Annotated in this window: 21 protein-coding genes; 15 read left to right on the top strand and 6 right to left on the bottom strand. The window is 47.2% G+C overall.

The window, feature by feature from the left end; all coding sequences use genetic code 11:
* Nucleotides 1-9: 9 nt before the first annotated feature.
* The 3 genes from ispG to RFF05_RS01605 are packed head-to-tail and all read left to right on the top strand — an operon-like array spanning nt 10 to nt 5,110.
* Nucleotides 10-1,053, top strand: a complete 1,044-nt coding sequence (ispG, locus tag RFF05_RS01595) for a flavodoxin-dependent (E)-4-hydroxy-3-methylbut-2-enyl-diphosphate synthase (RefSeq protein ID WP_409968685.1) — start codon at nt 10-12, stop codon at nt 1,051-1,053.
* A 41-nt stretch (nt 1,054-1,094) separates the two neighbouring features.
* Entirely contained in the window at nt 1,095-1,946 is an 852-nt protein-coding gene (locus RFF05_RS01600) for a hypothetical protein (RefSeq protein ID WP_409968686.1), read from the top strand.
* The gene (locus tag RFF05_RS01605) at nt 1,862-5,110 is read left to right on the top strand and encodes a PolC-type DNA polymerase III (protein WP_409968687.1); all 3,249 of its coding nucleotides are present in this window, start codon (nt 1,862-1,864) and stop codon (nt 5,108-5,110) included. The genes RFF05_RS01600 and RFF05_RS01605 overlap by 85 nt, the downstream gene beginning before the upstream one ends.
* Before the next feature lie 54 nt (nt 5,111-5,164).
* On the opposite strand, the gene asd is transcribed toward RFF05_RS01605, so the two are convergent.
* Nucleotides 5,165-6,256 carry an aspartate-semialdehyde dehydrogenase gene (gene asd, locus RFF05_RS01610; protein WP_409968688.1) on the bottom strand — a complete coding sequence of 364 codons (1,092 nt, stop codon included), beginning with the start codon at nt 6,254-6,256 and terminating at the stop codon, nt 5,165-5,167.
* Between the two features lie 180 nt (nt 6,257-6,436).
* Here asd and RFF05_RS01615 point away from each other — a divergent pair, with 180 nt between their 5' ends.
* From RFF05_RS01615 to RFF05_RS01645, 7 genes are all read left to right on the top strand, one after another.
* Nucleotides 6,437-7,825, top strand: a complete 1,389-nt coding sequence (locus RFF05_RS01615; protein ID WP_409968689.1) for a SpoIID/LytB domain-containing protein — start codon at nt 6,437-6,439, stop codon at nt 7,823-7,825.
* Between the two features lie 21 nt (nt 7,826-7,846).
* Nucleotides 7,847-8,872: a tRNA preQ1(34) S-adenosylmethionine ribosyltransferase-isomerase QueA gene (gene queA / locus RFF05_RS01620; protein WP_409968690.1), complete on the top strand. Its 1,026-nt coding sequence runs from the start codon at nt 7,847-7,849 to the stop codon at nt 8,870-8,872.
* Between the two features lie 73 nt (nt 8,873-8,945).
* Entirely contained in the window at nt 8,946-10,085 is a 1,140-nt protein-coding gene (tgt, locus tag RFF05_RS01625) for a tRNA guanosine(34) transglycosylase Tgt (protein WP_409968691.1), read from the top strand.
* A gap of 80 nt (nt 10,086-10,165) precedes the next feature.
* Nucleotides 10,166-10,543, top strand: coding sequence for a preprotein translocase subunit YajC (gene yajC / locus RFF05_RS01630; protein WP_409968692.1), 378 nt, complete (start codon nt 10,166-10,168; stop codon nt 10,541-10,543).
* 100 nt (nt 10,544-10,643) lie between these two features.
* Nucleotides 10,644-11,054 carry a hypothetical protein gene (locus RFF05_RS01635; RefSeq protein WP_409968693.1) on the top strand — a complete coding sequence of 137 codons (411 nt, stop codon included), beginning with the start codon at nt 10,644-10,646 and terminating at the stop codon, nt 11,052-11,054.
* Nucleotides 11,055-11,411: 357 nt separating this feature from the next.
* The gene (locus RFF05_RS01640) at nt 11,412-11,954 is read left to right on the top strand and encodes a hypothetical protein (RefSeq protein ID WP_409968694.1); all 543 of its coding nucleotides are present in this window, start codon (nt 11,412-11,414) and stop codon (nt 11,952-11,954) included.
* Nucleotides 11,955-11,974: 20 nt separating this feature from the next.
* Complete coding sequence (locus RFF05_RS01645; RefSeq protein WP_409968695.1) at nt 11,975-12,856, top strand: tyrosine-type recombinase/integrase; 882 nt, start codon at nt 11,975-11,977, stop codon at nt 12,854-12,856.
* 84 nt (nt 12,857-12,940) lie between these two features.
* On the opposite strand, the gene RFF05_RS01650 is transcribed toward RFF05_RS01645, so the two are convergent.
* Nucleotides 12,941-14,179, bottom strand: a complete 1,239-nt coding sequence (locus tag RFF05_RS01650; protein WP_409968696.1) for a 6-phosphofructokinase — start codon at nt 14,177-14,179, stop codon at nt 12,941-12,943.
* 191 nt (nt 14,180-14,370) lie between these two features.
* Between RFF05_RS01650 and fba the strand changes: the two genes are divergently transcribed.
* Complete coding sequence (gene fba, locus RFF05_RS01655) at nt 14,371-15,309, top strand: class II fructose-1,6-bisphosphate aldolase (RefSeq protein ID WP_409968697.1); 939 nt, start codon at nt 14,371-14,373, stop codon at nt 15,307-15,309.
* A gap of 72 nt (nt 15,310-15,381) precedes the next feature.
* On the opposite strand, the gene csaB is transcribed toward fba, so the two are convergent.
* Nucleotides 15,382-17,610: a polysaccharide pyruvyl transferase CsaB gene (gene csaB / locus RFF05_RS01660; protein ID WP_409968698.1), complete on the bottom strand. Its 2,229-nt coding sequence runs from the start codon at nt 17,608-17,610 to the stop codon at nt 15,382-15,384.
* A 69-nt stretch (nt 17,611-17,679) separates the two neighbouring features.
* Between csaB and RFF05_RS01665 the strand changes: the two genes are divergently transcribed.
* From RFF05_RS01665 to RFF05_RS01675, 3 genes are all read left to right on the top strand, one after another.
* A complete protein-coding gene (locus RFF05_RS01665) occupies nt 17,680-18,201 on the top strand; it encodes a DUF4330 domain-containing protein (RefSeq protein ID WP_409968699.1) in 522 nt (173 codons plus the stop codon).
* A gap of 124 nt (nt 18,202-18,325) precedes the next feature.
* Complete coding sequence (locus tag RFF05_RS01670; protein WP_409968700.1) at nt 18,326-18,763, top strand: spore coat protein CotJB; 438 nt, start codon at nt 18,326-18,328, stop codon at nt 18,761-18,763.
* A complete protein-coding gene (locus RFF05_RS01675) occupies nt 18,763-19,185 on the top strand; it encodes a manganese catalase family protein (RefSeq protein WP_409968701.1) in 423 nt (140 codons plus the stop codon). The genes RFF05_RS01670 and RFF05_RS01675 overlap by 1 nt, the downstream gene beginning before the upstream one ends.
* A gap of 51 nt (nt 19,186-19,236) precedes the next feature.
* Here RFF05_RS01675 and RFF05_RS01680 read toward each other — a convergent pair whose 3' ends face one another.
* Entirely contained in the window at nt 19,237-20,964 is a 1,728-nt protein-coding gene (locus RFF05_RS01680) for a B12-binding domain-containing radical SAM protein (RefSeq protein WP_409968702.1), read from the bottom strand.
* 159 nt (nt 20,965-21,123) lie between these two features.
* Here RFF05_RS01680 and RFF05_RS01685 point away from each other — a divergent pair, with 159 nt between their 5' ends.
* Complete coding sequence (locus RFF05_RS01685) at nt 21,124-21,882, top strand: 4Fe-4S binding protein (RefSeq protein WP_409968703.1); 759 nt, start codon at nt 21,124-21,126, stop codon at nt 21,880-21,882.
* A 44-nt stretch (nt 21,883-21,926) separates the two neighbouring features.
* Here the strand turns inward: RFF05_RS01685 and RFF05_RS01690 are convergent, their stop codons facing one another.
* Both RFF05_RS01690 and RFF05_RS01695 read right to left on the bottom strand, forming a co-directional pair.
* Nucleotides 21,927-23,474, bottom strand: a complete 1,548-nt coding sequence (locus RFF05_RS01690; protein WP_409968704.1) for a recombinase family protein — start codon at nt 23,472-23,474, stop codon at nt 21,927-21,929.
* A complete protein-coding gene (locus RFF05_RS01695) occupies nt 23,471-23,608 on the bottom strand; it encodes a hypothetical protein (protein WP_409968705.1) in 138 nt (45 codons plus the stop codon). Before RFF05_RS01695 ends, RFF05_RS01690 begins: the two co-directional genes overlap by 4 nt.
* Between the last annotated feature and the right edge of the window lie 318 nt (nt 23,609-23,926).

The raw sequence follows: 23,926 nt of genomic DNA on the forward strand, positions 1-23,926 counted from the left end.
GGAGTGACTATGACAAAACAGTTAATGGTAGGGAATGTGGCAATCGGTGGCGGTGCGACTGTGACTATTCAGTCTATGTGCAATACAAAAACCCACGACGTTGTCGCCACAGTGGCGCAAATCCATGCCTTGGAAGCGGTGGGGTGTGAGATTATCCGTGTAGCGGTGCCAGATATGGCGGCCGCTGAGGCCATCGATCAAATTCAAGCCCAAATTTCCATTCCATTGGTGGCTGACATTCATTTCAATCATAAATTGGCCTTGGAATGCGCCCGTCGTGGTGTGGATGCCATCCGTATCAACCCTGGTAATATCGGAGGTTCAGAGAACGTGAAGGCGGTGGCAGATATCTGTCGTGAAAAGCAGATTCCCATTCGCATTGGTGTCAATGGTGGGTCTATGGAAAAAGAGATTAAGGCCAAATATGGTGGTGTCACCGCCCAAGGACTGGTGGAGTCAGCACTGGGGCATGTGAAGCTATTGAACCAATTTGATTTTGATGACATTGCCATTTCTGTCAAGTGTTCCAGCGTGCCATTGACCATGCAGGCCTATACACTACTGAGCCAGTCAAGTGATTATCCTTTACACCTCGGGGTGACCGAAGCAGGCACGCCCACCATGGGGGTGATGAAATCTGCCATGGGTATTGGTGGTTTATTGTGCATGGGTATCGGGGATACCTTACGGGTGACTTTGACGGCTGACCCTGTGGAAGAAATTTATGTCGCCAAGCAAATTTTGCAAGCGGCTGGACTGCGACAAAGTGGGGTGAACTTGATTGCCTGTCCCACATGTGGGCGAACAAATATCGATTTGATTGCCATCGCCAATGAAGTGGAACGGCGACTGCTAGACTGTAAAAAACCCCTCACTGTAGCGGTGATGGGTTGTGTGGTCAACGGTCCTGGCGAAGCATCAGATGCAGATATTGGTATTGCTGGCGGTGACGGTGAGGGGATTTTATTCTGTAAAGGAAAAGTCCTTTACAAGGTGCCGCAAGATAAGCTTGTAGACGCATTGATGACGGAAATTGACCGTCTAGATTGCTGAGAAATAGGCCAAAGAGTAAGAAATGAGGCGAGAGAGATACCATGGCAAATTCCATTGGATTTTTTGATATGTTTGCAGATTTGCATCTGCCAGCGGCATTGCGTGAAGGCCTTGTTGGATGCAAAATTTTAGGGGCTACCATTGACCAACAAGCCTGTGTTATGGACTTAGAACTGTCTATGCCTAGGGCGTTGGATACAGTCGCTCAAGCCACTTTGAAAAGCCACATAGAAAGTTTTTATGGGTTATCAGCGGTGAAACTGTCTGTGGCTGTGGAAGCTGTAACTTTGGAAAATACACCCCCTAAACCCAGTGGTTCTGCCACGGTTGTCAGCGGTGGTGGTGGCAATTCTATTGGCGCAGGTGATGTGATTTTTGGCGAAAAAATTAAAGGGAAAAAACTAACACCCATGGCAGAGGTCACCATCGAAAGTGGCACGGTGATTATCTGTGGTAAGGTGTTTGCTTTTGAATGCCGCGAAACGAGACGTCCTGGTTTGTGGCGGATGTCTTTTGATTTAACCGATTATACCAACTCCATCACGGTACAAAAAAACATCTCCACCAAGGAAGCGGAAAAGTTACAAAAAGGATTGTCTGCAGGGATGTGGGTGCAGGTGCAGGGGAGAATGGAACCCACATGGGACGGTAAAGATGTGCAACTAGCACCACGGAACATCTGCAAATCTCCAGCGCCAAAGCGTGAAGACAAGGCAGAAGTGAAACGTGTGGAGCTTCACTTGCACACTAAAATGTCCAATATGGACGCATTGACTGATACCAAAGCTGTGGTGAAACAAGCTGCCGCATGGGGCATCCTGCCATTGCCATCACCGACCATGGTGTGGCGCAATCTTTCCCAGATGCGTGGCACGCCGCAGGGGATAAAGTGAAAATACTTTACGGCATTGAAGGGTATTTTATCAACAATATTGATGACCGTGTGGCAGTTCATGGCGATTTTGACTGTGATTTAGACGCAGAATTTATTTGCTTTGACATCGAAACCACAGGCTTGAAGGTAAACCAAGAAGCCATCACTGAAATCGGTGCCGTTGTGCTGAAAAATGGGGAAATCACTGAGCGATTCCAAACTTTTGTCAACCCCAACCGTCGTTTGACCCCAGAAATTGTGGGGCTCACTGGCATCACCGATGATATGCTCAGAGACGCACCCCAGTTAAAGGCGGCATTGACTGACTTTTTAGCTTTTGTGGACGGACGCCCTTTGGCGGCGCACAATGCAGAATTTGATATCGGTTTCATCCGTGAAGGTTGTCGCAAGGTGGGTCTGGAATTCAATCCAACCTATGTGGATAGTTTAATCTTGGCACAAAACCTGTTGCCGAATTTAAGCCGTTATAAGCTGAATTTAGTGGCCGACCATTTGAATTTGCCCTCATTTAACCACCACCGTGCCGCTGACGATGCAGCCACCGTGGGATATATGCTGATTCCGTTTTGGGAAATGCTGCGCAAGCGCGATATTCATCGGTTGCAAGCGATCAATGCTGATATGGAAACTTTACGGCCAATGGGCAGTAAAAGTAATCGCTTCCCCAAGCATATTATTCTCATTGCTAAGAATAAGGTGGGGCTAAAAAATCTGTACCAAATGATTTCTGCTTCCAATTTAAAGCATTTCAAACGTGTACCCACTATCCCCAAAACCTTGCTGATGGAGCATCGTGAGGGGATTATCATCGGCTCTGCCTGTGAAGCTGGTGAGCTTTACAAGGCCGTTTCTGACAATAAAGATTGGGACGAACTGTGTCGCATTGCATCTTTTTATGACTACTTGGAAATTCAGCCTCTGTGCAACAACCAATTCATGATTCGCAATGGTGATGTGCAATCAGAAGAGGATTTGAAGGAGTACAACCGCATCATTGTCCGCCTTGGCGACCATTTAGGGAAACCTGTTTGCGCCACTGGTGACGTCCATTTCTTGGACCCAGAGGATGAAGTGTACCGCCATATTTTGCTGGCCTCTAAAAAATTCCCCGACGCCAATGAACCATTGCCTATCTACTTTAAAACCACGGATGAAATGCTAGAAGAATTCGCCTATTTGGGGGAAGAAAAAGCCTTTGAAGTGGTGGTGACCAACACCCGTGCCATTGCTGAGCAGGTGGAATCGTTCCCATTATTGCCTAAGGATTTGTTCCCTCCACGCCTTGAAAATTCTGAGGAAGAGTTGAATACTTTGGTGTGGGATAAAGTGAATGAGCTTTACGGCGACAATCCTGATAAGCTGATCACCGAGCGTCTAGACATCGAGCTCAAAGGGATTTTGGGCAAGTATGACGTGGTGTATATGAGTGCCCAAAAACTGGTGCAACGTTCCTTGGAAAACGGATATCTAGTTGGCTCTCGTGGGTCAGTGGGTTCGTCCTTGGTGGCTTATATGTCAGGCATTACCGAGGTGAACTCTCTGCCACCACACTATCGTTGCCCTCAGTGTAAAAAAGCAGAGTTTATTCTAGATGGTTCCTATGGTTGTGGGGCAGACATGGCAGACAAAGACTGTCCTATCTGTGGGATACCTTATGTGAAAGACGGATTTGACATCCCGTTTGAAACCTTTCTTGGGTTCGGGGGTGGTAAGGTGCCTGATATTGACTTGAACTTTTCGGGGGAATATCAAGCCCGTGCCCACCGCCACGCCATCGAAATGTTTGGAGAAACCCAAGTGTTTCGTGCTGGCACCATCGGTACCTTGGCAGAAAAAACTGCCTTCGGTTTTGTGAAAAAATTCTTAGAAGAAAATGCCATGAGTGTTTGTCGTGCCGAGGAAAACCGCTTGACCCAAGGGTGCGTGGGTGTTCGCCGTACCACAGGACAACATCCCGGTGGGCTAGTGGTTGTGCCTGATGATATGGATATGGAAGATTTCTGCCCTGTGCAGCGTCCTGCTGACGCGGAGGACAGCGAAACCATCACCACTCACTTTGAATACCATGCCATGGAAGACAACCTGCTCAAGTTGGATATGTTGGGGCATGATGACCCATCTATGGTGCGGATGATGGAGGATTTGACTGGGGTGAATGCCCGAGAAATCCTGCTAGATGACCCTGAAACCATGTCAATTTTTGTAACCAGCAAGGTGTTAGGTTATGAAAATGACGATGTGCTTGGCCCCACTGGGGCTGTGGCCATTCCTGAGTTCAACACCCGCTTCACCCGTGGGATGTTGATGGATACCTTGCCTAAAGATTTCAACACCTTGGTACGTCTATCTGGGTTCTCCCACGGCACCGATGTGTGGCTGGGCAATGCCCGCGAATTGATTGTGGACGGCACGGCCAGCGTTGCAGAAACCGTAGGTTGTCGTGACGATATCATGCTCTATCTCATCCAAATGGGTGTAGATGCTAAAATGTCCTTTAAAATTATGGAATCTGTTCGTAAGGGCAAGGTGAAAAAGGGCGGTTTTGAAGATGGTTGGCTGGAAGCCATGCAGGCCAAAAACGTGCCCCAGTGGTACATTGAATCCTTGGCGAAAATCGGATATCTGTTCCCCAAAGCCCATGCCGTGGCCTATGTTATGATGGCCTTCCGTATCGCATGGTTTAAAGTGCACTATCCTTTGGCGTTCTATGCCACCTACTTTTCCATCCGTGCTAAGGCCTTTGATGCCCAGTATTGTTGCGCAGGGATGAAAGCGGTGAAAAAGAAGATTCGCCAAATTGAAAACAACAAAGAGGCCACCAACACGGAAAAAGATTTGCTGACCACACTAGAGGTGTGTTATGAGTTTTATCTGCGTGGGTTTACCTTTGAAACGGTAAATATCTACGAGTCAGAGGCCACCAAGTTTAAGGTGGTGGAAGGCGGCTTATTGCCACCGTTTACCTCCGTCCGTGGATTGGGGGAAGCTGTGGCCTGCGACACCGTGGAAAAACGGAAAGGGAAGTCGTTTATTTCCATTGAAGAGTATTCCATTTGCTGCAACAAACTATCTAAAACCCACATTGAACAGCTCAAAGACTTGGGCTCTTTTGCCGGTCTGCCTGAAACCAGTCAAATCAACCTGTTTGATGGTATGTTTTAACGACAAAACACGACAGAATTGCATCGCAATTCTGTCGTGTTGTTTGTTGGACGATTAAGCCATATAACCTTGTTTGCACAGCAGTTCTGCCAGCAAAACTGCACCGCCTGCGGCACCACGAAGGGTGTTGTGAGACAGGCAAGCAAACTTGTAATCGTATTGGGTGTCAGGACGGAGACGACCGATGGACACAGCCATGCCTTTTTCCAAGTTGCGGTCAAGCTTGGTTTGAGGACGGTTTTCTTCCACGAAATAGTGGAGGAATTGCTTGGGAGCGGAAGGTAATTCCAACTCTTGAGCAGGGCCACGGAAGGAGGTCCAACGCTCGATAATCTCTTCCATAGAAGGTTTTTTACCTTCGGCAAATTTCATGAAGCAAGCAGCCATATGCCCGTCTTGGCAGGCCACGCGGAAACACTGGGCGGTAATAGCAGGGGAGGTGGCATTGACGATTTTACCATCTTCAATGTGACCCCACAGCTTGAGAGGTTCTTTTTCAGATTTTTCTTCTTCGCCGCCAATGTAGGGAATGACGTTATCCACCATTTCAGGCCAAGTGGTAAAGGTTTTGCCAGCGCCAGAGATGGCTTGATAGGTGCAGACCAAAGCTTGTTCTAGCCCCAGCTCCTTCAGAGGGTTCAAAGCAGGAACATAGCTTTGCAAAGAGCAGTTGGATTTCACAGCGATAAATCCACGCTTGGTGCCAAGACGCTTGCGTTGGTCAGCGATGATGGCAGTGTGGTGGGCATTGATTTCAGGCACAACCATAGGCACGTCATCTGTCCAACGGTGGGCGCTGTTATTGGACACCACAGGGCATTCTAGCTTAGCATAGCGATATTCGAGAGCCTTGATATCTTCTTTCGCCATGTCTACAGCGCAGAATACAAAGTCCACCAGATCCACGATGGCTTCTGCGTCCAAATCAGCATCCATCACCAGTAAAGACTTTGCGGCCGCAGGCATTGGGGTTTCCATGGCCCAGCGTGCACCCACAGCTTCTTCGTAAGTTTTACCTGCGCTACGGCTACTGGCGGCAAGCACCACCAAATCAAACCAAGGGTGGTTTTCCATCAAGGACACAAACCGTTGCCCCACCATACCTGTGGCGCCGATGACACCTACTTTATATTGTTTGTTTTCCATTGTTTCCTCCTGTATGCGTCAAAAAGTTTACCGTTTCTACAATTTATAGTTGAAAAAAACACCAATGTATACTATAATAGTTTAGATAAGGATTTGTCTTGGCGCTAAATTTGTTTTTCCATCATGGACATTTGTGTTTATTGTAGCAGATTTTACGCCATTATACCACTGGGAGGTTGCATGAAAAAATACTGGATTATCTTACTAACTGTTGTGACATTTTTTGTAATGTCTGCCATGACTGTCAGTGCAACTGACCGTGATGTGTTATATGTAGGTCTGCGATACAGCGACACCGCTATGTCTTCTGCCAATTTAGAAAATTCCATCGGCAGTGGCTATACCTATGGATATTTTGATAGTGACCGTGTGTTTTACGCTTTGGGTGAAATCACCGACACCACTGTCACCATGAGTCCTTCTGGCTCCACTGACATCACGGTGACCAATACCAGTTCTGGGACTGTTTTGGTAACGTATACAGGGAGCGAAACCTTTGGTATGGTGCCAAACGGACAGGGGAGTAAGGCGGTGACTTGGTTCCGTGGAAACCAATATTACGGCGCGTTTGCTTACCCAAACAATGGTAACGGCACGGTGAATGTGATCAACGTGGTCAACATCGACGACTATGTGGTGGGTGTGTTGCCCTATGAAATGAGCAGTTCATGGCCATTGGCAGCGCTGGAGGCACAGGCCGTTTGTGCCCGAACCTTTGCCTTAGAGGAAACCAAACACGCCAGTCAAGGCTTCGATGTATGCGCCACAGTAGATTGCCAAATGTACAGCGGCCTAGGCAGTGGTACTCCCACAGTGAATGCCACCATCCAAGAGGCGGTAGACAACACAGCTGGGCTGGCACTGTATTATAACGGCGAACCCATTCAAGCTTATTACTCCGCCTCCAATGGTGGCGCGTCAGAAAGCGTTGCCAATGTGTGGGGTAGTAATTTACCCTATCTGGTTGGTAAAATTGATCCCTACGAAGCCATGACCACCATTCCTAGCTATCAATACACCGAAACCTATACCGCTGAAACCTTGACTGCCATGCTTAACATCAAAAGCTATGATATGGACTTGATTGAAAACGTGTATATTTCCAAGCTTAGCGATGTGGGCAACGTGATTGAGGTGACCTTTGTAGATGTGAACGGTAAAACCGTGGTGGTAAGTAGGGAAGTGTGCCGCACCATTTTTTATTCTAGCATCTACAACAAATCTGTTTCTAGTTTACGCTACACCATCAATGGGTATAGTGGTGGTAGTTACTACGTCAATGAAGGTGGCTCTACCTTGTCCTCTGTGATAGGGGTGTCGGTGCTCAGTGGGTCTGGTACAGTGTCAACATTAACTGATAGCGTTAGCGTGTTGACCGCCTATGGTACAGAAACCCTGCAAAGTGCCGCCACATCAGTAGCACCCTCTGACGGTATCTTCACCATTGTGGGTACAGGCTCTGGACACCAGCTTGGTATGAGCCAATATGGCGCAAAAGCAATGGCTGAACAGGGATATACCTTTACAGATATTTTGGAATTTTACTACACTGGCATCACCATTAAATAAGGCAAATATGAGGAACAACCATTGAAAACAAGTGATTTTTACTATGATTTACCGGAAGAATTGATTGCCCAAACCCCATTGCAGCAACGGGATAGTTCTCGGCTATTGCATTTAGATAAGGCAACAGGGGCTGTGAGCCACCATCAATTTTTTGATTTACCTAGCTTTTTAAAAGAGGGCGATTGCCTGATTATGAACGACTCGCGCGTGTTACCAGCACGGCTTTTGGGGCAGAGACTCCCCGGTGGCGGCACCTGTGAAGTGCTGTTACTCATTGACCGTGGCGACAAGGTGTGGGAGTGTTTAGTGCGTCCCGGTCGGAAGATGAAGGCTGGCGCTAAACTAACATTTGGCGATGGACAACTGACCGCAGAGGTCATCGAGGAACTGCCTGATGGCAACCGCCTTGTTCGCTTTGACTACGAAGGGATTTTCCTTGAAGTGCTAGAAGCCTTAGGCAAAATGCCTTTGCCACCTTATATTACCGAAGAACTGCTCGACAAAGAGCGGTATCAAACGGTGTATTCCAAGGTGGTGGGCAGTGCGGCGGCCCCCACTGCTGGCTTGCACTTTACCCCGGAGTTGATGGAAACCATTGAAAATATGGGTGTTTCCATTGGCTATGTGACACTACACGTAGGCCTTGGCACCTTCCGTCCTGTGAAGGTAGAGTCAGTGGAAAATCACGATATGCACAGTGAATACTGCGTGATTTCACAAGAAACAGCTGATTTAATCAATAAAACCAAGGCAAATGGCGGTCGTGTCATCTGTGTGGGAACCACGTCTTGTCGCACCATCGAGTCTTGGGCGACAGAAGATGGCACCATGACTGCCAGCGCTGGCTGGACGAAGATTTTCATTTATCCTGGCTATCAATTCAAGGTGCTGGATGCCTTGATTACCAATTTCCATCTACCAGAATCCACACTGCTGATGCTGATTTCAGCCTTGGCAGGGAAGGACAAAATCATGGCGGCCTATGAAGAAGCCGTGGCTGAACGCTACAGATTTTTCTCTTTTGGCGATGCGATGATGATTGAATAAACGGGTAAAAACGGCAGGGGCAAGCCCCCCGCCGTTTCCCAGTGAAAATTATATTTAGAAACGAGAATTACAAATGTTTGAAGTCAAAAATAAAAACGGGCGTGCTCGTCGTGGTGTGTTTTCTTGCGCCCACGGTGGGGAAGTCCAAACCCCAGTGTTTATGAACGTTGGCACCCAAGCTGCCATCAAAGGTGGTGTTAGCGCCCATGATTTGCAGGAAGTGAACTGCCAAATCGAGCTCTCTAACACCTATCACCTCCATCTCCGTCCCACGGACAAGGTGGTGCGTGAAATGGGTGGACTCCACAAGTTTATGAATTGGCAAGGCCCCATTCTCACCGACTCTGGTGGATTTCAAGTCTTTTCCCTGTCTGCACTGCGGAAAATCAAGGAAGAAGGGGTGTATTTTGCCTCTCATTTGGACGGTCATAAGATTTTCATGGGGCCAGAGGAAAGTATGCAAATTCAGTCGAACCTTGGCAGTGACATTGCCATGGCTTTTGACGAATGCGTGGAAAATCCCTCTACCCATGACTATGTGAAACAATCTTGCGAACGGACATATCGCTGGTTAGAACGCTGCATCACCGAGCATAAACGACTCAACAGTTTACCTGACACCGTGAATCCCAAGCAAATGCTCTTTGGCATCAACCAAGGCGGGGTGTATGCGGATTTGCGTGTTTGGCACATGAAGCAAATTCGTGATTTAGACTGCGATGGTTTTGCCATTGGCGGTTTGGCTGTAGGGGAGAGCGCCGATGTGATGTATGAAATTATCGACGCGGTGGAACCCCATATGCCAGAGGATAAACCCCGTTATCTCATGGGTGTGGGTACCCCCACCAACATCATTGAAGCGGTGTACCGTGGGGTAGATTTCTTCGATTGCGTCATGCCGTCTCGCAACGGTCGCCACGGCAAGCTATTCACATGGGAAGGTGTGGTGAATATCATCAACCAACGCTATGCCACCGACCCACGCCCTGTCAGCCCTAGCTGTGGGTGTCCATTGTGTAAGAATTATTCCCGTAGTTATATTCGCCATTTGTTCAAGGCGGACGAGGTGTTGGCTTTGCGTTTGGCGGTGCTTCACAACCTATATTTCTACAATGATTTGATGGAAAAAATTCGTGAAGCCATTGCAGAAAATCGTTATGAAGACTTCCGAGCCATTTACAGCGAGAAGCTGGCACAGCGTGCAGTGGACTAAGATTTAAAATAATACTTGCAAATTTTCCTATTTCTGATATAATGATACTATTCTGATATAAACGAAGGAGCACCCAAACCATGGATTCTGTATTAATGATTGTCTTAATGTTCGCTGTCTTTTACTTTATGTTGATTCGCCCTGAAAAGAAGCGTAAGCAACAAGCTGAGAATATGCGTAACAGTCTAAAAAAGAACGATAAAATCTCCACCATTGGTGGCATCATTGGCACTGTTGTGGCTGTGAATGAAGCTACTATCGTCATTGAAACCAGCGATGACCGTGTGCGCATTGAACTGGCTAAATGGGCTGTTGGTGTCAACGAAACTCAAGCTGCTGCTGCCGCTGCTTCTAACACTAAAAAGCCTATGTTTGGCAAAAAGGCACCTAAAGAAGAAGTGCCTGCTGCTGAAGAATCTACCTCTGCTGAAGACTTGACCAAGGACATCGAAGGCTAATTTTTACAATCAATCATAAAACCACCCAGTACAATCATATGCTCTTGTAGAGTGTATGAAGGCTGGGTGGTTTTTTCGCCCAACGCAATAGGAGGGACATATGGGAATGCAAAAAGGGAAGAGAAACGTTTGGCAAATCGCACTGGCTGGTGGCGGCCTTTCCATCGGAATCTACGGCGGATTGATTGCAATGTTATCGTATAGCGTGGTTTGTGGCGCAGTACCAGAAAGCGCCATCACAGTCCTGTTGACGTTAAGTGCTTGTTTGAGTGTGTTTTTAGGTGGTGTGGTATTTGGGCGAAGGTTACCAGTGGGGATTATGGGCGGTTGCTTATGTGTTTTTGCAGAATTTTGGCTGGTGCTATTTTTGCTGGCGTGGGGTGTGTATGGCGGCGTTGCCTTTAGCAGTGGTTGCGTGGCGTTGTTGTTATCTAGTTTGGCAGGCGCGGTGTTTTCAGGTGTGATATGTCGCAAACAAAAGGGCAGACGCATTGCCAAGCGATTTGGCTGATTGGTGATTTTGCATAAAATCCTATGTTGTAACTATGTTTATTGTCTAAGGCACTTTTGTATTTTGTATACATACTAATGACAAACCACTAGATAGTGTAATGAGACGAAGAAAAAGCACATAGAATACACTATATTTGACAGATTGATAAAAAACTGCTGAAATTATAGAAAAATACTTGCATTTTTCAGAATTTTGACGTATGATAAGGCTCTCGATTGCTTGCTTTACCATGGGTCGTTCACTGGGTATGGAAAGCGAGGTAAGGCTTTGATTGGTAAGCAACCCAAAGGGCGGCGCATCGCCTGTGCACATTGTGAATCATCCAAGACTTTACTATGGTTAGGCCTATGGTTTGTGATTGGAATCGGCTTAGGTTTGGCGCTAACTGGTTTTGTTGACCAAGGAACCGCCCAAGAAATCAGCCAGTATTTACAAGGATATCTCTCGATGCCGCAAACCACCTCATTGGCGTTGATGCTCTTGATGTTGCGGCTATATATGGTGCCTATATTAGTGGCATTTTTCTTAGGCTTTGTATCCATCGGCGTGGTGTTGTTGCCTTTGTGGACGGCACTTTATGCTGGGATTTTATCATTTTGCGTGTCACTATTTGTGGCTTCCTTTGGGGAACAAGGACTGCTAGTGGCAGGGGCTTTGTTGGGCATACGCGCCCTCATTGGTATTCCGTGTTATTTATGGATTGCCTTGCAAGCCCACGATGCCACACGGCGCTTGGCGCAGATTTGCCTTGGGGTGAAAAAGGGGAAAGGACTGGGCTACGACAGCGGTGCCTATTGGAGTTTTGCCCTTTGCGTGGTGATTTTACTCTTAGGCGTGTGTGTAGATTCTTTTGTGACACCAAAGCTATTGTCGTTGACCTTGTCATCGCTACTATAAAAGTAAAGGAGGGGATTTGAATGGTTGTAACACGATATGGTTTATATTTGAGTCACGAGAAAAAAGCATCTGATCATACAGTTGAATGTTATTTGCGAGATTTACGACAATTACAAGCGTATTTTTCAGCAAAAAAAATGCCCTCTTTGGAAAATGCAAACACCCAATCTCTACAACAATATGTGGATGATTTAGATAAATCAGGTAAATCCAAGGCCACCATTGCTCGTTTTGTTGCAGCTGCCAAAGGATTTTACGCTTATTTATCAGCGGCGCAAGTGCGACGAGACAATCCGATTTCTGGTGTAGAAATCGCGCCAGTGGTGGTTAAGCCTCCTTTTATTTTGTCTGATGCAGAAATTGAGCGCCTGCTCAATGCGCCTAAATGTGTGGACGCCAAAGGCTACCGTGACCGCAGTATGCTCTCTCTTTTATATGCCACTGGCATGGGGGTAGGGGAGTTATTGGCGCTCAATATTGGGGATGTGGATTTGTTTGGCAGTTGCGTGTGCTGTGGCATCGGGAAAAAGAAACGGGTGTTACCGTTATACCAAGATGCACTGTCGGCCCTGTCTCAATATGTTGCCATTTCTCGGCCTGTGATTATTGCCGATGTGAATCAACAGGCGCTGTTTTTAAATATGAATGGCCAGCGTATGAGTCGCCAAGGCTTTTGGAAGCTATTGAAAAATTACCAAGAGCAATTGGAGCTTGAAGGGGAATTGACCCCCCATACGTTGCGCCATAGCTTTGCCGCCCATTTGTTAGAACGGGGTGCCCATTTAGACGCTGTGCAACAAATGCTGGGGCATTCCAACGTGTCTACCACCCGTACATATGGCCATTTGGTGAGCCAACATTTAAAAGAAGAGTACTTGCGTAATCACCCCAAAGCCAATTAAAAGCTGATGCCATGGTTGGCATCAGCTTTTTTGCGTAAAAATAGTGCGTGGAGAACTCCACGCACTATTTTTTATATAGTTATCTTATTTTGCCAGAACCTTTTTCAGCTTTGCAAAGCGAGGCAGGCTGTTTCCCTTAGGCAGAGTGGGTTCGCCTTGAATCAAAGGCAGAGCATAGTCCACAAATGCGGGCAGAATGCCATTGCCTTCTTCGTTGATCCATTCCAGAGGCACTTTCTTTTCGGTGTTAGCCACGTCGGTCAAGTTCAACAGCTTGGTTTTGCAGGTGTATTGGCCATTTTCCATGATACGTTCAAAGCCCACCATTTTGTCGGAGATGCCTGCAGTGGCATTTTCAACAGCGGCCTTACCAGCCATGTAGGATTCTTCGATATCAGTGAGGGAAGCCAAGTGTGCGCCGCAACGTTGCAGCAGGCTCAGCTCGATGCCACGGACTTTAGCGCCAGTGACCTTCTTCACAGCGTCGGCAAGCAAAGCAGCCAAACCACCCAATTGAGCGTGACCAAAGCCGTCAGTTGCAGAGACTTCTGCTTCGGAAACAAACTTGCCATCAGCATAGTGAATGCCTTCAGACACAGCCACCATGCAGTTGCCTTTTTCTTCGTAAATACGCTTCACATCAGCCAAGAACTTGTCCATGTCGAAGGCGACTTCGGGAACGTAAATCAGGTCAGGGCCTGCGCCTTGAGCGGTTGCCAAAGCAGCAGCAGCAGTCAGCCAGCCAGCGTGACGCCCCATGATTTCCACCACGCAAATCATGCCAGTATCATACACACGAGCGTCTTGGTAGACTTCCATGCAGGAGGTGGCAATATATTTAGCGGCAGAGGAGAAGCCAGGGCAGTGGTCGGTGCCGAACAGATCGTTATCGATGGTCTTGGGCACGCCCATAACGTTGCATTCGTAACCGACTTTTTGCATATACTTAGAAATTTTGTTGCAGGTATCCATGGAGTCGTTACCACCATTATAGAAGAAGTAACGAACGTCGTGCTTTTTGAACACTTCTAAAATACGCTTGTAATCAGTGTCATCCACATCAGGGTCAGCAATTTTATAACGGCAGGAGCCAAGAGCAGAAGAAGGGGTGTACTTCAACAGTTCCAATTCTGCGGGATCTTCTTGGGACATGTCAAACAGACGGTCAGCCAGCACACCTTTGATGCCGTGTTCTGCGCCGAACACTTGAGTCACATTGGGGTTTTTCAAAGCGGCGTCAATCACACCATACGCACTGGCGTTGATGACAGAAGTGGGGCCACCGGATTGGCCAATGATACAAGAACCTTTTAGCATAGACATAGTAGGGAAATCCTCCTCAAAAAATTTTTGACTTAACTGTATAATACCACTGAAATTTTCAAAAGTAAATACTTGCTTTTTATTTTTTTTGTGATATTATAGAAGTAGCTAATCGTTTTCTTAAGTGAAATACAATATAAGCTACCCTCAAATATGAGGTAAAAATTACAATTTAAGAGGAGATATTTATTATGGCATTGGTTACTTCTAAAGAAATGTTCCAAAAAGCATATGAAGGCGGTTATGCAATCGGCGCTTTCAACGTGAACAACATGGAAATCATTCAAGGGATTACGGAAGCTGCCGCTGATTTGCGCGCACCTTTGATTCTGCAAGTGTCCTCTGGCGCTCGTAAATATGCAAATCACACCTATCTGACTAAGCTGGTGGAAGCTGCTATCATCGAAACCAACCTGCCCATCTGCTTGCATTTGGATCACGGCGATTCTTTCGAACTGTGTAAGTCCTGCATCGACGGCGGTTTCACCTCCGTTATGATTGACGGTTCTCACCACAGCTTCCAAGAAAACATTGAACTGACCAAGCGCGTTGTCGAATACGCTCATGACCATGGCGTCACCGTGGAAGGCGAACTGGGCCGTCTGGCTGGCATCGAAGACGATGTGAACGTGTCTGATGAAGACTCCTCCTACACCCAACCTGAAGAAGTGGAAGAATTCGTGTCTAAGACTGGCGTTGACTCTTTGGCCATCGCTATCGGCACCAGCCACGGCGCATTCAAATTCAAGCCCGGTACTGATCCCGAACTGCGTTTCGATATTTTGGACGAAGTTTCCAAGCGTCTGCCCGGTTTCCCCATCGTGTTGCACGGTGCTTCTTCTGTGCCCCAAGATTTTGTGGCTAAGATTAACCAATACGGCGGCAATATGCCCGGCGCTATCGGTATCCCTGAAGAACAACTGCGTCAAGCTGCTCGTAGCGCTGTTTGTAAGATTAACATCGACTCCGATCTGCGTTTGGCTATGACTTCTTCTGTCCGTGAATACTTCGCAGAAAATCCCGCACACTTTGACCCACGCCAATACCTGAAGCCTGCTCGCAGCGCTATCAAGGACATGGTGGCTCATAAAATTGTCAATGTTTTGGGTTGCGACCACAAGGCTGACTAAGATTTATTTTATACGAAAAACGTTGCGGTTCATTTGAACCGCAACGTTTTTTTCATACATAAATTGCAAGAATTATCGCTCCAATGCTTGCCGTGCTACGGCTTCATTACCGAATTCCAAGGCTTGTATTTTGGCGACGGCATCGGTTTGGATTTGGGGCGTTTCTAATTTTTGATGGGCTTGATCAATCAGGGATTCTAAACCCTCGGCCGTGATATCGGACAAGTCAACAAAGCCTTCTTGGCCGATATAGCGGAGGAAGGCGGAGACTTTGGGGTCATACACCAATCCAACCAAGGGGATGCCTTGACCTGCGGCAAAAATCAACGCATGAAGTCGCATAGACACCACCAACTCCATTCGAGACAACGCGCCAATGATGGTGCCAGCAGAACCAGCATCGTCTAAGAAATAGTAGGGGACGGTCAAATGCTTTGCTACAGCGCGTCCTGCACTAGGGTCAAGATGTTTTTCAATGGCAATGAATACAGGCGTGAGGCCGTAGGTTTCGTAGGCATAGGTGGCGGCTTGAGCGATGGCTGTTGTTTTATCTGCAAAACCCTGCCATTGGCGCAATGTAAAGCCAATATACTTGCCGTTTGGCGGGATATTTGAACCAAGGAGGACACTATCAATTTTATCGTTGCTATCTGGTGCCAACACCAAAGCTGGGTCAGCTGTCAAACGAATTTCAGGTGTGTGCACCCCCATAGAAGCCAACTCCATTTGAGAATCAGGTTCACGCAACGTGATGACATCTACATAACGATTCAAGGACTTTGCCACCAATTTTTTATGGCTATCATGGATAATCGGCCCGATGCCACACCCATACATCTGTACAAAGTTCCCCATTCTTTTTGCAGTGCGAATATTGTTGAGATAAAACCAGAGGGAGCGGCGAGAAGTAATATCTTGAATCAAACTACCGCCACCACTGATATAGAGTTTACTGGTTTTCATCGCCTTACGCCATGCAAAGAAGTTGGAACGATGAATGGAAGCGACCCGATATGCCAAACGAGTTTGGGATGGATTTTTGGACAACACTGTGATAGGCATATCTTTGTCAATTTCCTTCATCTGTTGCAAAATGGCTTCTAAAATGGCATCATCACCAGCGTTTCCACGACCGTAGGCACCACAGATTACCACGCCATCACGGTTCTTTTTAGGCCGCATATGGCGACGATGGACTTCTTCGTAAATATGAATTTGGGTGTCTACTGTTTTTTGGATAGAGAATTGGGTAGAGGCTTTTTGATACAATTTCTCACCCATGCTATGGCGCAAATCATCATTCAACGCCAAAGTCGCAAGGTGATTACCTAAGGATTCCCAATCGGTTGGTGTAAAGAGAAAACCATTTACACCTTGGTCTATCAAGGCGGGAATTCCACCCACTGCGCTGGAAACTGTGGCTAAGCGGAAGCGAGATCCTTCTGTTAACGCATAGGGAAACGTTTCAGACACAGAGGTCAAGGCGTTAATATCCATGGCGCCATAGAAGGCATCCATACCTCCAGAAATCCAGCCTGCAAAGCAGACTTGCTCTGTCACACCAAGTTCAGCGGCCAAGGCTTGTAATTTTTCTAACTCTTCACCATCGCCAGCAATCACCAAACGTAAACGGTTGCATTTTTGATAAGCCTTGGCAAAGCCACGAATGAGGGTAGACATATCTTTCACAGGGTTTAACCGAGCAGCAATGCCCACCACCACGCTGTCAGTGTCTACATTGGCACCAAGATTACGCAGGTAGGCCAAGCGGTCAGGATTATTCTGGGGAGGAATAAATTCGATGCCGTTGTAAATGGCATAAAACCGATTAGCAGGGAAGTTGCGCTTAATCAGCAAGTCCACCATGGAATCAGAAACGCCAATGCGATAGTCAAGATGGCGCAAGGCCCACGCGTTGATATTTCCCAATGTAAATTGGCTAAAAGGCCGCCCCATATAGTCTAATCGATAGTCGCTATGAACAGTAGAAATCACTGGCAACCCAGTTGGTTGACGGAGCAATGCCCCCACTAAATTAGCACGAGAACCATGACAATGAATCAGTGTAAAATTATTTTCCTTTACATATTCTGTCAATCGTTTTCGCAAGCTGAGTAACCGATTGGCTTCGGTCATAACAGTGGTTTTAATGCCTAGCGCTATGGCTTCTTGGGCGAATGGGCCATCTCGAAAGCATACCATTTCCACATCAATGGTTTTTCCCAGTTGCTCTAGTAAACTCAACACATGAGTTTTGGCGCCACCAAAGTCACCACCAGAAATCAGATGTAATATCTTCATATAAAAATCCTCGTTTTAGAAAAAATACTTGTGTAACTCAAAAAAATACTGTATACTAAGCAGTATACTATGAATGGACGAGAAGGTCAAGAAAAGAGCCGTCCTACGGAGGATAAAATGAAGCAAAAAAAGTTTAATATCATCGATATCATTGCTGTGGCATTGATTGTGGCAGTGGTGACGTTTGTAGGTTATAAGGTTGTGGTACAATCTGGCTCATCTGCAGGGGTAAGTGTTGGCACAGTTGATGTAACCTTTGTTGGTAAAGCAGAAGGTGTGGATGCTGTCTTGGCTGAAAATATTCAGCAGTATATCCCCAGCCAACTGATGGCCTCTGGCGAACTATATGACGGATATGTTATGGCTGCGCAAGCAGAGCCTTATATGGTGCTTTCGGGCGATGGTCAATGGGTAGAAGACCCAGAACGGGTGAATTTGTATTTAACTGTAGAAGCCACCATTGCCGACCAAGGGGTCATGACCACAGAAGTGGCCACGCAAGAGGTGCGTATAGGTCGTAAGGTTAATATCATCAAAACAGAATACATTGAATTCACTGAGTGTATCATCGTAGATGTGACTTGGGAATAAAACAAATTTAAAAACCACCCCATTCTACTGCGGAATGGGGTGGTTTTTCACGTTTTGAAAAGGCGAGGCATACACTGGTGTAGTCCACTGCGGTGGGCTGCTAGTAACAAAGGAGGTTTTTCCATTGGAATCAAATCGTTATCCAACTGGGATGGGTGAACTGTCCACCCCTGCCACGTTAGCCTTTCCATATGTGCCTGTGCAACAAAATAATCCCCAGCGTTATAGTCCAGAAGAGGCTATGGAGCATGGCACGTTGTTCCCAGGACTGAATTTGCCATTTAAAATGGCTATGACTGCCCAAACCAAACTGACCAATACCGCTTTGGTGGAATTGATGGCATTAGAGTTTGCCGTTGACGAGCTTGGGTTATATTTAACCACACATCCAGACGACAAAGAAGTGCTGGATTTATACTGGACGTATTGTAAACTCGGTGAAGAAGGCAAGAAAAAGTACGAAAAAATGTATGGCCCACTCTGCCAAACCACCCGTCCAGCTGACGGCACTTATGCTTGGATCAAAGACCCATGGCCTTGGGATGAAGGAGGGAGCGACTGATGTTTGTATACGAAAAAAAGCTTTTATACCCCATTAAAGTGAAAAATCGCAACCCTAAATTGGCATCCATCATCATGAGCCAATATGGTGGACCTCACGGGGAATTGGGCGCATCTTTGCGGTATTTATCCCAACGCTACACCATGCCGTATCCCGAATTAAAAGGTCTTTTAACCGACATTGGTACCGAAGAACTTGGGCACCTTGAGATGGTGGGTACTTTGGTTCACCAGTTGACCAAAGGCATGAGTGAGAAGGAATTAGCGGACGGTGGATATGCGGATTATTTCGTTGACCACACCGCTGGCGTCTATCCCACCGCCGCCTCTGGCTATCCTTTTAGCGCTGGTGAAATCGCCGTCACAGGGGACACCATCGCTGATTTGAGTGAAGACTTAGCAGCAGATGCTGCTATGGCATAAGAGCAATATTATGGCTTGGAAAATGGTTTGACAAGCTCAATGGATCAACGACTACAGCGTTACCTTATAATAGGTTGCATTGCCTAGCAAATCGGGGTGGTCATAGTCGAACAGCAGGTGGGTGGTTTGGCAGGGGAGACGTGGGTCGGTGACATCGTAGTCAAAGACTTGCAGGTGTGCCAGACGGCTGACACGGCTGTGATGCTCACCTTGATACTGGGGCAAATAGCGGTCAATATTGTCTGGATTGGCGAAAAATTGACTCATGTCACGCCGCTGGGATTCGCTCCATTGAGGGTCAACCCAAGTGGGGAACTTTTTTGGTTTTTCTTTCAAGCAAATATCAAAAAGTACCGACGCCTTGATTTCTGGGGTGTAAGCCCCAGAGTGGCTCTCATAAAAATCTTTGAGCACCGTGTGGACTTGCTCTTTGGACAGGGGCGACAGGTGATAGTCTTGTGCAAAGAAATACGCGCCTAAATCCTCAAAAAAGCGGTAGGCAGAAGGCTGATTTTCTAGCAACTGTCGCAGGGTATTTTGATACCGTCCACTGTTATAATACCGCTCCACCATGTCCTCCACGCCCTTGAGCAACAGGATGTGGTCGTAGGTGAGCCACTTGGTACCCAGTACTTCAAAGGGTGCGTGTTGGTTGTAAACGATGTGGTGCTCTGCCACTTCTTGCGCCATTTGAGAGCCTTTTAAAATCTTCAAAAAGCCCAGTTGCAACTGCTGTGGACGGATGGCAAACACGGTGTTGAAGCTTTCTTCAAAGGAGGAAATGTCTTCGTAAGGCAAGCCTGCAATCAAGTCTAAATGCTGATGAATATTACCATAACTGTCGATTTCTTTGCAAATATCCAATAATTGCTCTGTGTTAGTAGCTCGTTTGATTTGGTCAATGGTGCGTGGATTGGTGGACTGCACCCCCACTTCTAGTTGGAACTGTTCGGTGCGGATGGTTTTCAGCAGGTCTAGCATCTCACGGTCTAGCAGGTGGGCAGCAATTTCAAAGTGGAAGTTGGTGACACCGTTGTCGTGGTCTTTTAAGAACTGCCAAATGGCCATGGCGTGGGCTTTGTTGCAGTTGAACGTTCTGTCCACAAACTTCACCTGCCGCACCTTGTGTTCTAGGAAGATGGACAGCTGGGCAAACACTTTTTCCAAAGGCATAAACCGCACACCACCAGCTATTGACGACAGACAATAACTACAGCGGAAGGGGCAACCGCGGCTGCTTTCAAAGTAGACAATGCGGTGGCTTAACGCCTGTAAATCGTGATAAGAAAAGGGGATGTCGGCCATGGGGAAGGGGGGCGCCACAGGGGTTTCCACCAGTGTATCGCCTTGACGATATACCAGTCCAGCAATGGACGATAAACCGCCATCGTCAGCCAAAGTTTGTAACACAGCTGGCACAATGCCTTCTCCTTCGCCCGTCACCACGGCGGTGACTTGTGGGTGGCAACTGAGGAACTCTTGGGGGTCGTAGCTTACCTCTGGCCCACCCACCAGTAAGATGGCGGTGGGATGGATTTTATGGTAGGTGTCTATGATTTGTGATACATATTCAATGTTCCAAATGTAGCAAGAAAACAGCAAAATATCTGCTTTTTGCCGATATAAAGTGTCAATAATATGGGGCAGTCGTTGGTTGATGGTGAACTCCACCATATCTAAATTTTGGGGCACTTGCTCCTTGCAGCAGTGGTAAATATTCCGCACAGCCAGATTGGTGTGGATGAATTTTGCGTTGATGGCAACCAGTAAAGCGTTCATAAAATCTCCAGTTTGTGTGTGATTGTTGGTTTTCAGATACAATAGTACCATACTATAGGGAAAAAGTCATCTCTATCAGGGAAATTATATGAACGTTGTTTTTCTGAGAACTCTGTGGTAAACTATTCCTAGAAATGATATGGAGAGGATGGGGTATCAATGTCGATGATAAGCCTACATTTTAGTCCCACTGGAGGCACCAAACAAGCAGCTCTGGCGTTGGCAAAGGGACTGGGCACTGTGAATCAAGAGGTGGACTTAACTGCCCTGACTTTGGATGACATGACCATTGGGCACGATGATGTTTGCATTATCTCTGTACCGTCTTTTGGCGGTCGTGTGCCAGCCATTGCCATGGAACGGTTGGCGCAGTTGAAGGGGCACGGTGCCAAAACTGTATTACTGGTCAGCTACGGAAATCGCGCCATAGAAGATACCTTGATTGAGCTATATGACGGGGCAATCGCCACTGGATTTACGCCTGTGGCAGGGGTGGTCGCCGTGTGTGAGCACTCCATCATGCCACAATTTGCCACCAGTCGCCCCAACCAAGCAGATAGGGCCGAGTTGATGGCATTCGGGAAGCAAATTGCCTTGCAATTGAACGTAGACAAAGCCTCTGCGTTAGAAATTCCCGGCAATCGCCCATACCGTGTATTTGGTGGTGTTCCATTAAAACCCAAAACCTCACGTGCTTGCAACCACTGCGGAGAGTGCGCCCAAAACTGCCCTGTGGGTGCTATCCTCAAAAGCCAACCCAACCAAACAGATACCACGCTGTGCATCACCTGTATGCGTTGTGTGAAACGCTGTCCCCAGCAGGCACGGTCATTGAACCCTCTGCTTCTATTTTTAGCTGGCCAAAAAATGAAAAAGTCCTGTAATCTGTACAAAGAAAATCAGTTGTTTCCAAGATGACAAACACCCTCTCTTTCTGGAAGGAAGAGAGGGTGTTTTCTGTTTTAAAAATTCCAATGAATTTCAACGGGCGGGTATTTTTCCCCTTGTTTCCGCCGTCCTACGGTGATGTGGTCGATGAGCACCTCCACCATTTCTCGGGTCAATTTGTCGATATGTAAATACTGTTCCACCAAGGCGCGTCGGTTTTGTCCTGCATCCAATTGGGCTTGGAGGGCTTCCAATTTGGCTTGGTAGGTGGCGATGGTTTGGATGCGACTTTCTTTTTCTTGATTGAACATGGTGCGCAATTGCTGAAAATCTTCTTGCGATAACTTGCCATCCACTTTGTCAGCGTAGAGGGTTTGGAGATAGTGGCTGTCCTGCTTTTTCTCTAGCAAGGTTTTCTCCTTTATAAGCTGCTGTTTTCGGTCTGCCAAGCCACTTACCATGTGGATGCCTTGTTCCAATTGGGTTTGGTCGAGATAGGCTTCTGCCAAGTAATTGAGCTGAGCCAGCACCATGGCCTCCAAGGTATCTACGGCAATAAATGCCCCTATGCAACCCGACTCCTTCACATGGTGGGTGGGGCAAGAAAGATAATGCTTCCCCCGACATTTGGATGAGCGCAGGGTGTAGCCACAGGTGGCACATTGGGCTTTGTGGGCAAAGAGGCCAATGTGCCCCGTGACAAAAGGCTTGGTTTTTTGGGCAATCAAATTTTGCACACTGTCCCACAACGGCGGCTGAATAATGGGCGCATGGGTGTTTTCTACCACAATCCAGTCCTTTTTGGGACGAGGGCGGTTCTCTTTGGTTTTGTAGGACACACTGCCATATCTGCCTTGCACCATGTGGCCGATGTACATTGCATTGACCAGCATACTGGAAATAGCAGGGTACTTCCAAAGGGTGGCGGTTTGGCTCTTGGGCGGCGTATAGCGGAGATGTTGCTGGCGTTTATATTCTGTAGGATTGGGGATATTTCTGTCGTTTAAAATACGGGCAATGGCGCTTTTGCCGTAGCCTTGGCTATAGAGGGTGAACACCTCCTGCACCACCGCCGCCGCTGGTGGGTCAATGATGAGGTGCCCTTTTTGGTCGGGGTCTTTTTGATAGCCATACAGTGCAAAGGCACCGATGTGGTGGCCTTGCTGACGGCGGTTAGTCAGCACAGAACGGATATTATCCGACATATCCTCTAAGTACCATTCGTTGACCAGACCGTTGATTTGGCGAGACTTTTTGTTACCCTTGTTGGCGGTGTCGGCGTTGTCCACCAAGCCGATAAAGCGGATGCCAAGGACAGGGAAGAGGCCGTGGATATATCGCTCCACCAACTCTAACTCACGGGTAAACCGAGATTGAGATTTACACAGCACAATCTGGAATTTCCCGTCTTGGGCATCCGCTAACAAGGCCTGAAATGCAGGACGGTTGCGATCAGCCCCAGTGTAATCATCATCGCTGTAAATATGGTAAATGTCCCACCTCTGAGCTGATGCGTATTGGATGAGCATGGTTTTTTGATTTTGAATGCTAACGCTGTCGTCCAGTGGGTTTGCTTTGTTGCGGTCTTCTTCGGATAAGCGGCAATAAATGGCGACGTTCATGGGGTTATAAAAGGTGCACTGGATTTATTCTGTTCTACCGTGTTGATCAGCTCAATCCAAACCGCTGTCACGTGCGCCACAGTGGGTTCGCCATGTTTAAAAACGCTCTGGCAAAGGTGATTTTGTTCTAACATTGAAACAACTCCTTTAAAAAGATTTGTTCCAATATATGCCCAGAAGGTTGATTCTATACCATAGTCGCAGATGCTGCTATGGCGTAGACGCAACATCGCCACCCTCTCTTGGGTCTAGCAAGAGAGGGTGGCAAGAGAGGGCGTTTTTCTGTTTTGCAGGTTTTGGAGCATTGAAAAAACCTTTTGAGTGACCATTACAGACAGTGTTATGCAAGACGTAGGCCAAATAATGGGCTTTTAAAAGGAAAAGGGAAAAAGTAGCTTGATGATATTTGACCGACACGCAAAGATGAAATGGCAGACCAAATGAGCCTGAAA

This window comes from Bengtsoniella intestinalis (assembly GCF_039719005.1).
GTDB lineage: Bacteria > Bacillota > Clostridia > Oscillospirales > Oscillospiraceae > Oscillibacter > Oscillibacter intestinalis.

Coding starts and splice junctions, on each gene's coding strand:
- ispG (WP_409968685.1), top strand. CDS start 10: ATGACAAAACAGTTAATGGTAGGGAATGTGGCAATCGGTGGCGGTGCG.
- RFF05_RS01600 (WP_409968686.1), top strand. CDS start 1,095: ATGGCAAATTCCATTGGATTTTTTGATATGTTTGCAGATTTGCATCTG.
- RFF05_RS01605 (WP_409968687.1), top strand. CDS start 1,862: ATGGGGCATCCTGCCATTGCCATCACCGACCATGGTGTGGCGCAATCT.
- asd (WP_409968688.1), bottom strand. CDS start 6,256: ATGGAAAACAAACAATATAAAGTAGGTGTCATCGGCGCCACAGGTATG.
- RFF05_RS01615 (WP_409968689.1), top strand. CDS start 6,437: ATGAAAAAATACTGGATTATCTTACTAACTGTTGTGACATTTTTTGTA.
- tgt (WP_409968691.1), top strand. CDS start 8,946: ATGTTTGAAGTCAAAAATAAAAACGGGCGTGCTCGTCGTGGTGTGTTT.
- yajC (WP_409968692.1), top strand. CDS start 10,166: ATGGATTCTGTATTAATGATTGTCTTAATGTTCGCTGTCTTTTACTTT.
- RFF05_RS01635 (WP_409968693.1), top strand. CDS start 10,644: ATGGGAATGCAAAAAGGGAAGAGAAACGTTTGGCAAATCGCACTGGCT.
- RFF05_RS01645 (WP_409968695.1), top strand. CDS start 11,975: ATGGTTGTAACACGATATGGTTTATATTTGAGTCACGAGAAAAAAGCA.
- RFF05_RS01650 (WP_409968696.1), bottom strand. CDS start 14,179: ATGTCTATGCTAAAAGGTTCTTGTATCATTGGCCAATCCGGTGGCCCC.
- fba (WP_409968697.1), top strand. CDS start 14,371: ATGGCATTGGTTACTTCTAAAGAAATGTTCCAAAAAGCATATGAAGGC.
- csaB (WP_409968698.1), bottom strand. CDS start 17,610: ATGAAGATATTACATCTGATTTCTGGTGGTGACTTTGGTGGCGCCAAA.
- RFF05_RS01665 (WP_409968699.1), top strand. CDS start 17,680: ATGAATGGACGAGAAGGTCAAGAAAAGAGCCGTCCTACGGAGGATAAA.
- RFF05_RS01675 (WP_409968701.1), top strand. CDS start 18,763: ATGTTTGTATACGAAAAAAAGCTTTTATACCCCATTAAAGTGAAAAAT.
- RFF05_RS01680 (WP_409968702.1), bottom strand. CDS start 20,964: ATGAACGCTTTACTGGTTGCCATCAACGCAAAATTCATCCACACCAAT.
- RFF05_RS01685 (WP_409968703.1), top strand. CDS start 21,124: ATGTCGATGATAAGCCTACATTTTAGTCCCACTGGAGGCACCAAACAA.
- RFF05_RS01690 (WP_409968704.1), bottom strand. CDS start 23,474: ATGAACGTCGCCATTTATTGCCGCTTATCCGAAGAAGACCGCAACAAA.
- RFF05_RS01695 (WP_409968705.1), bottom strand. CDS start 23,608: ATGTTAGAACAAAATCACCTTTGCCAGAGCGTTTTTAAACATGGCGAA.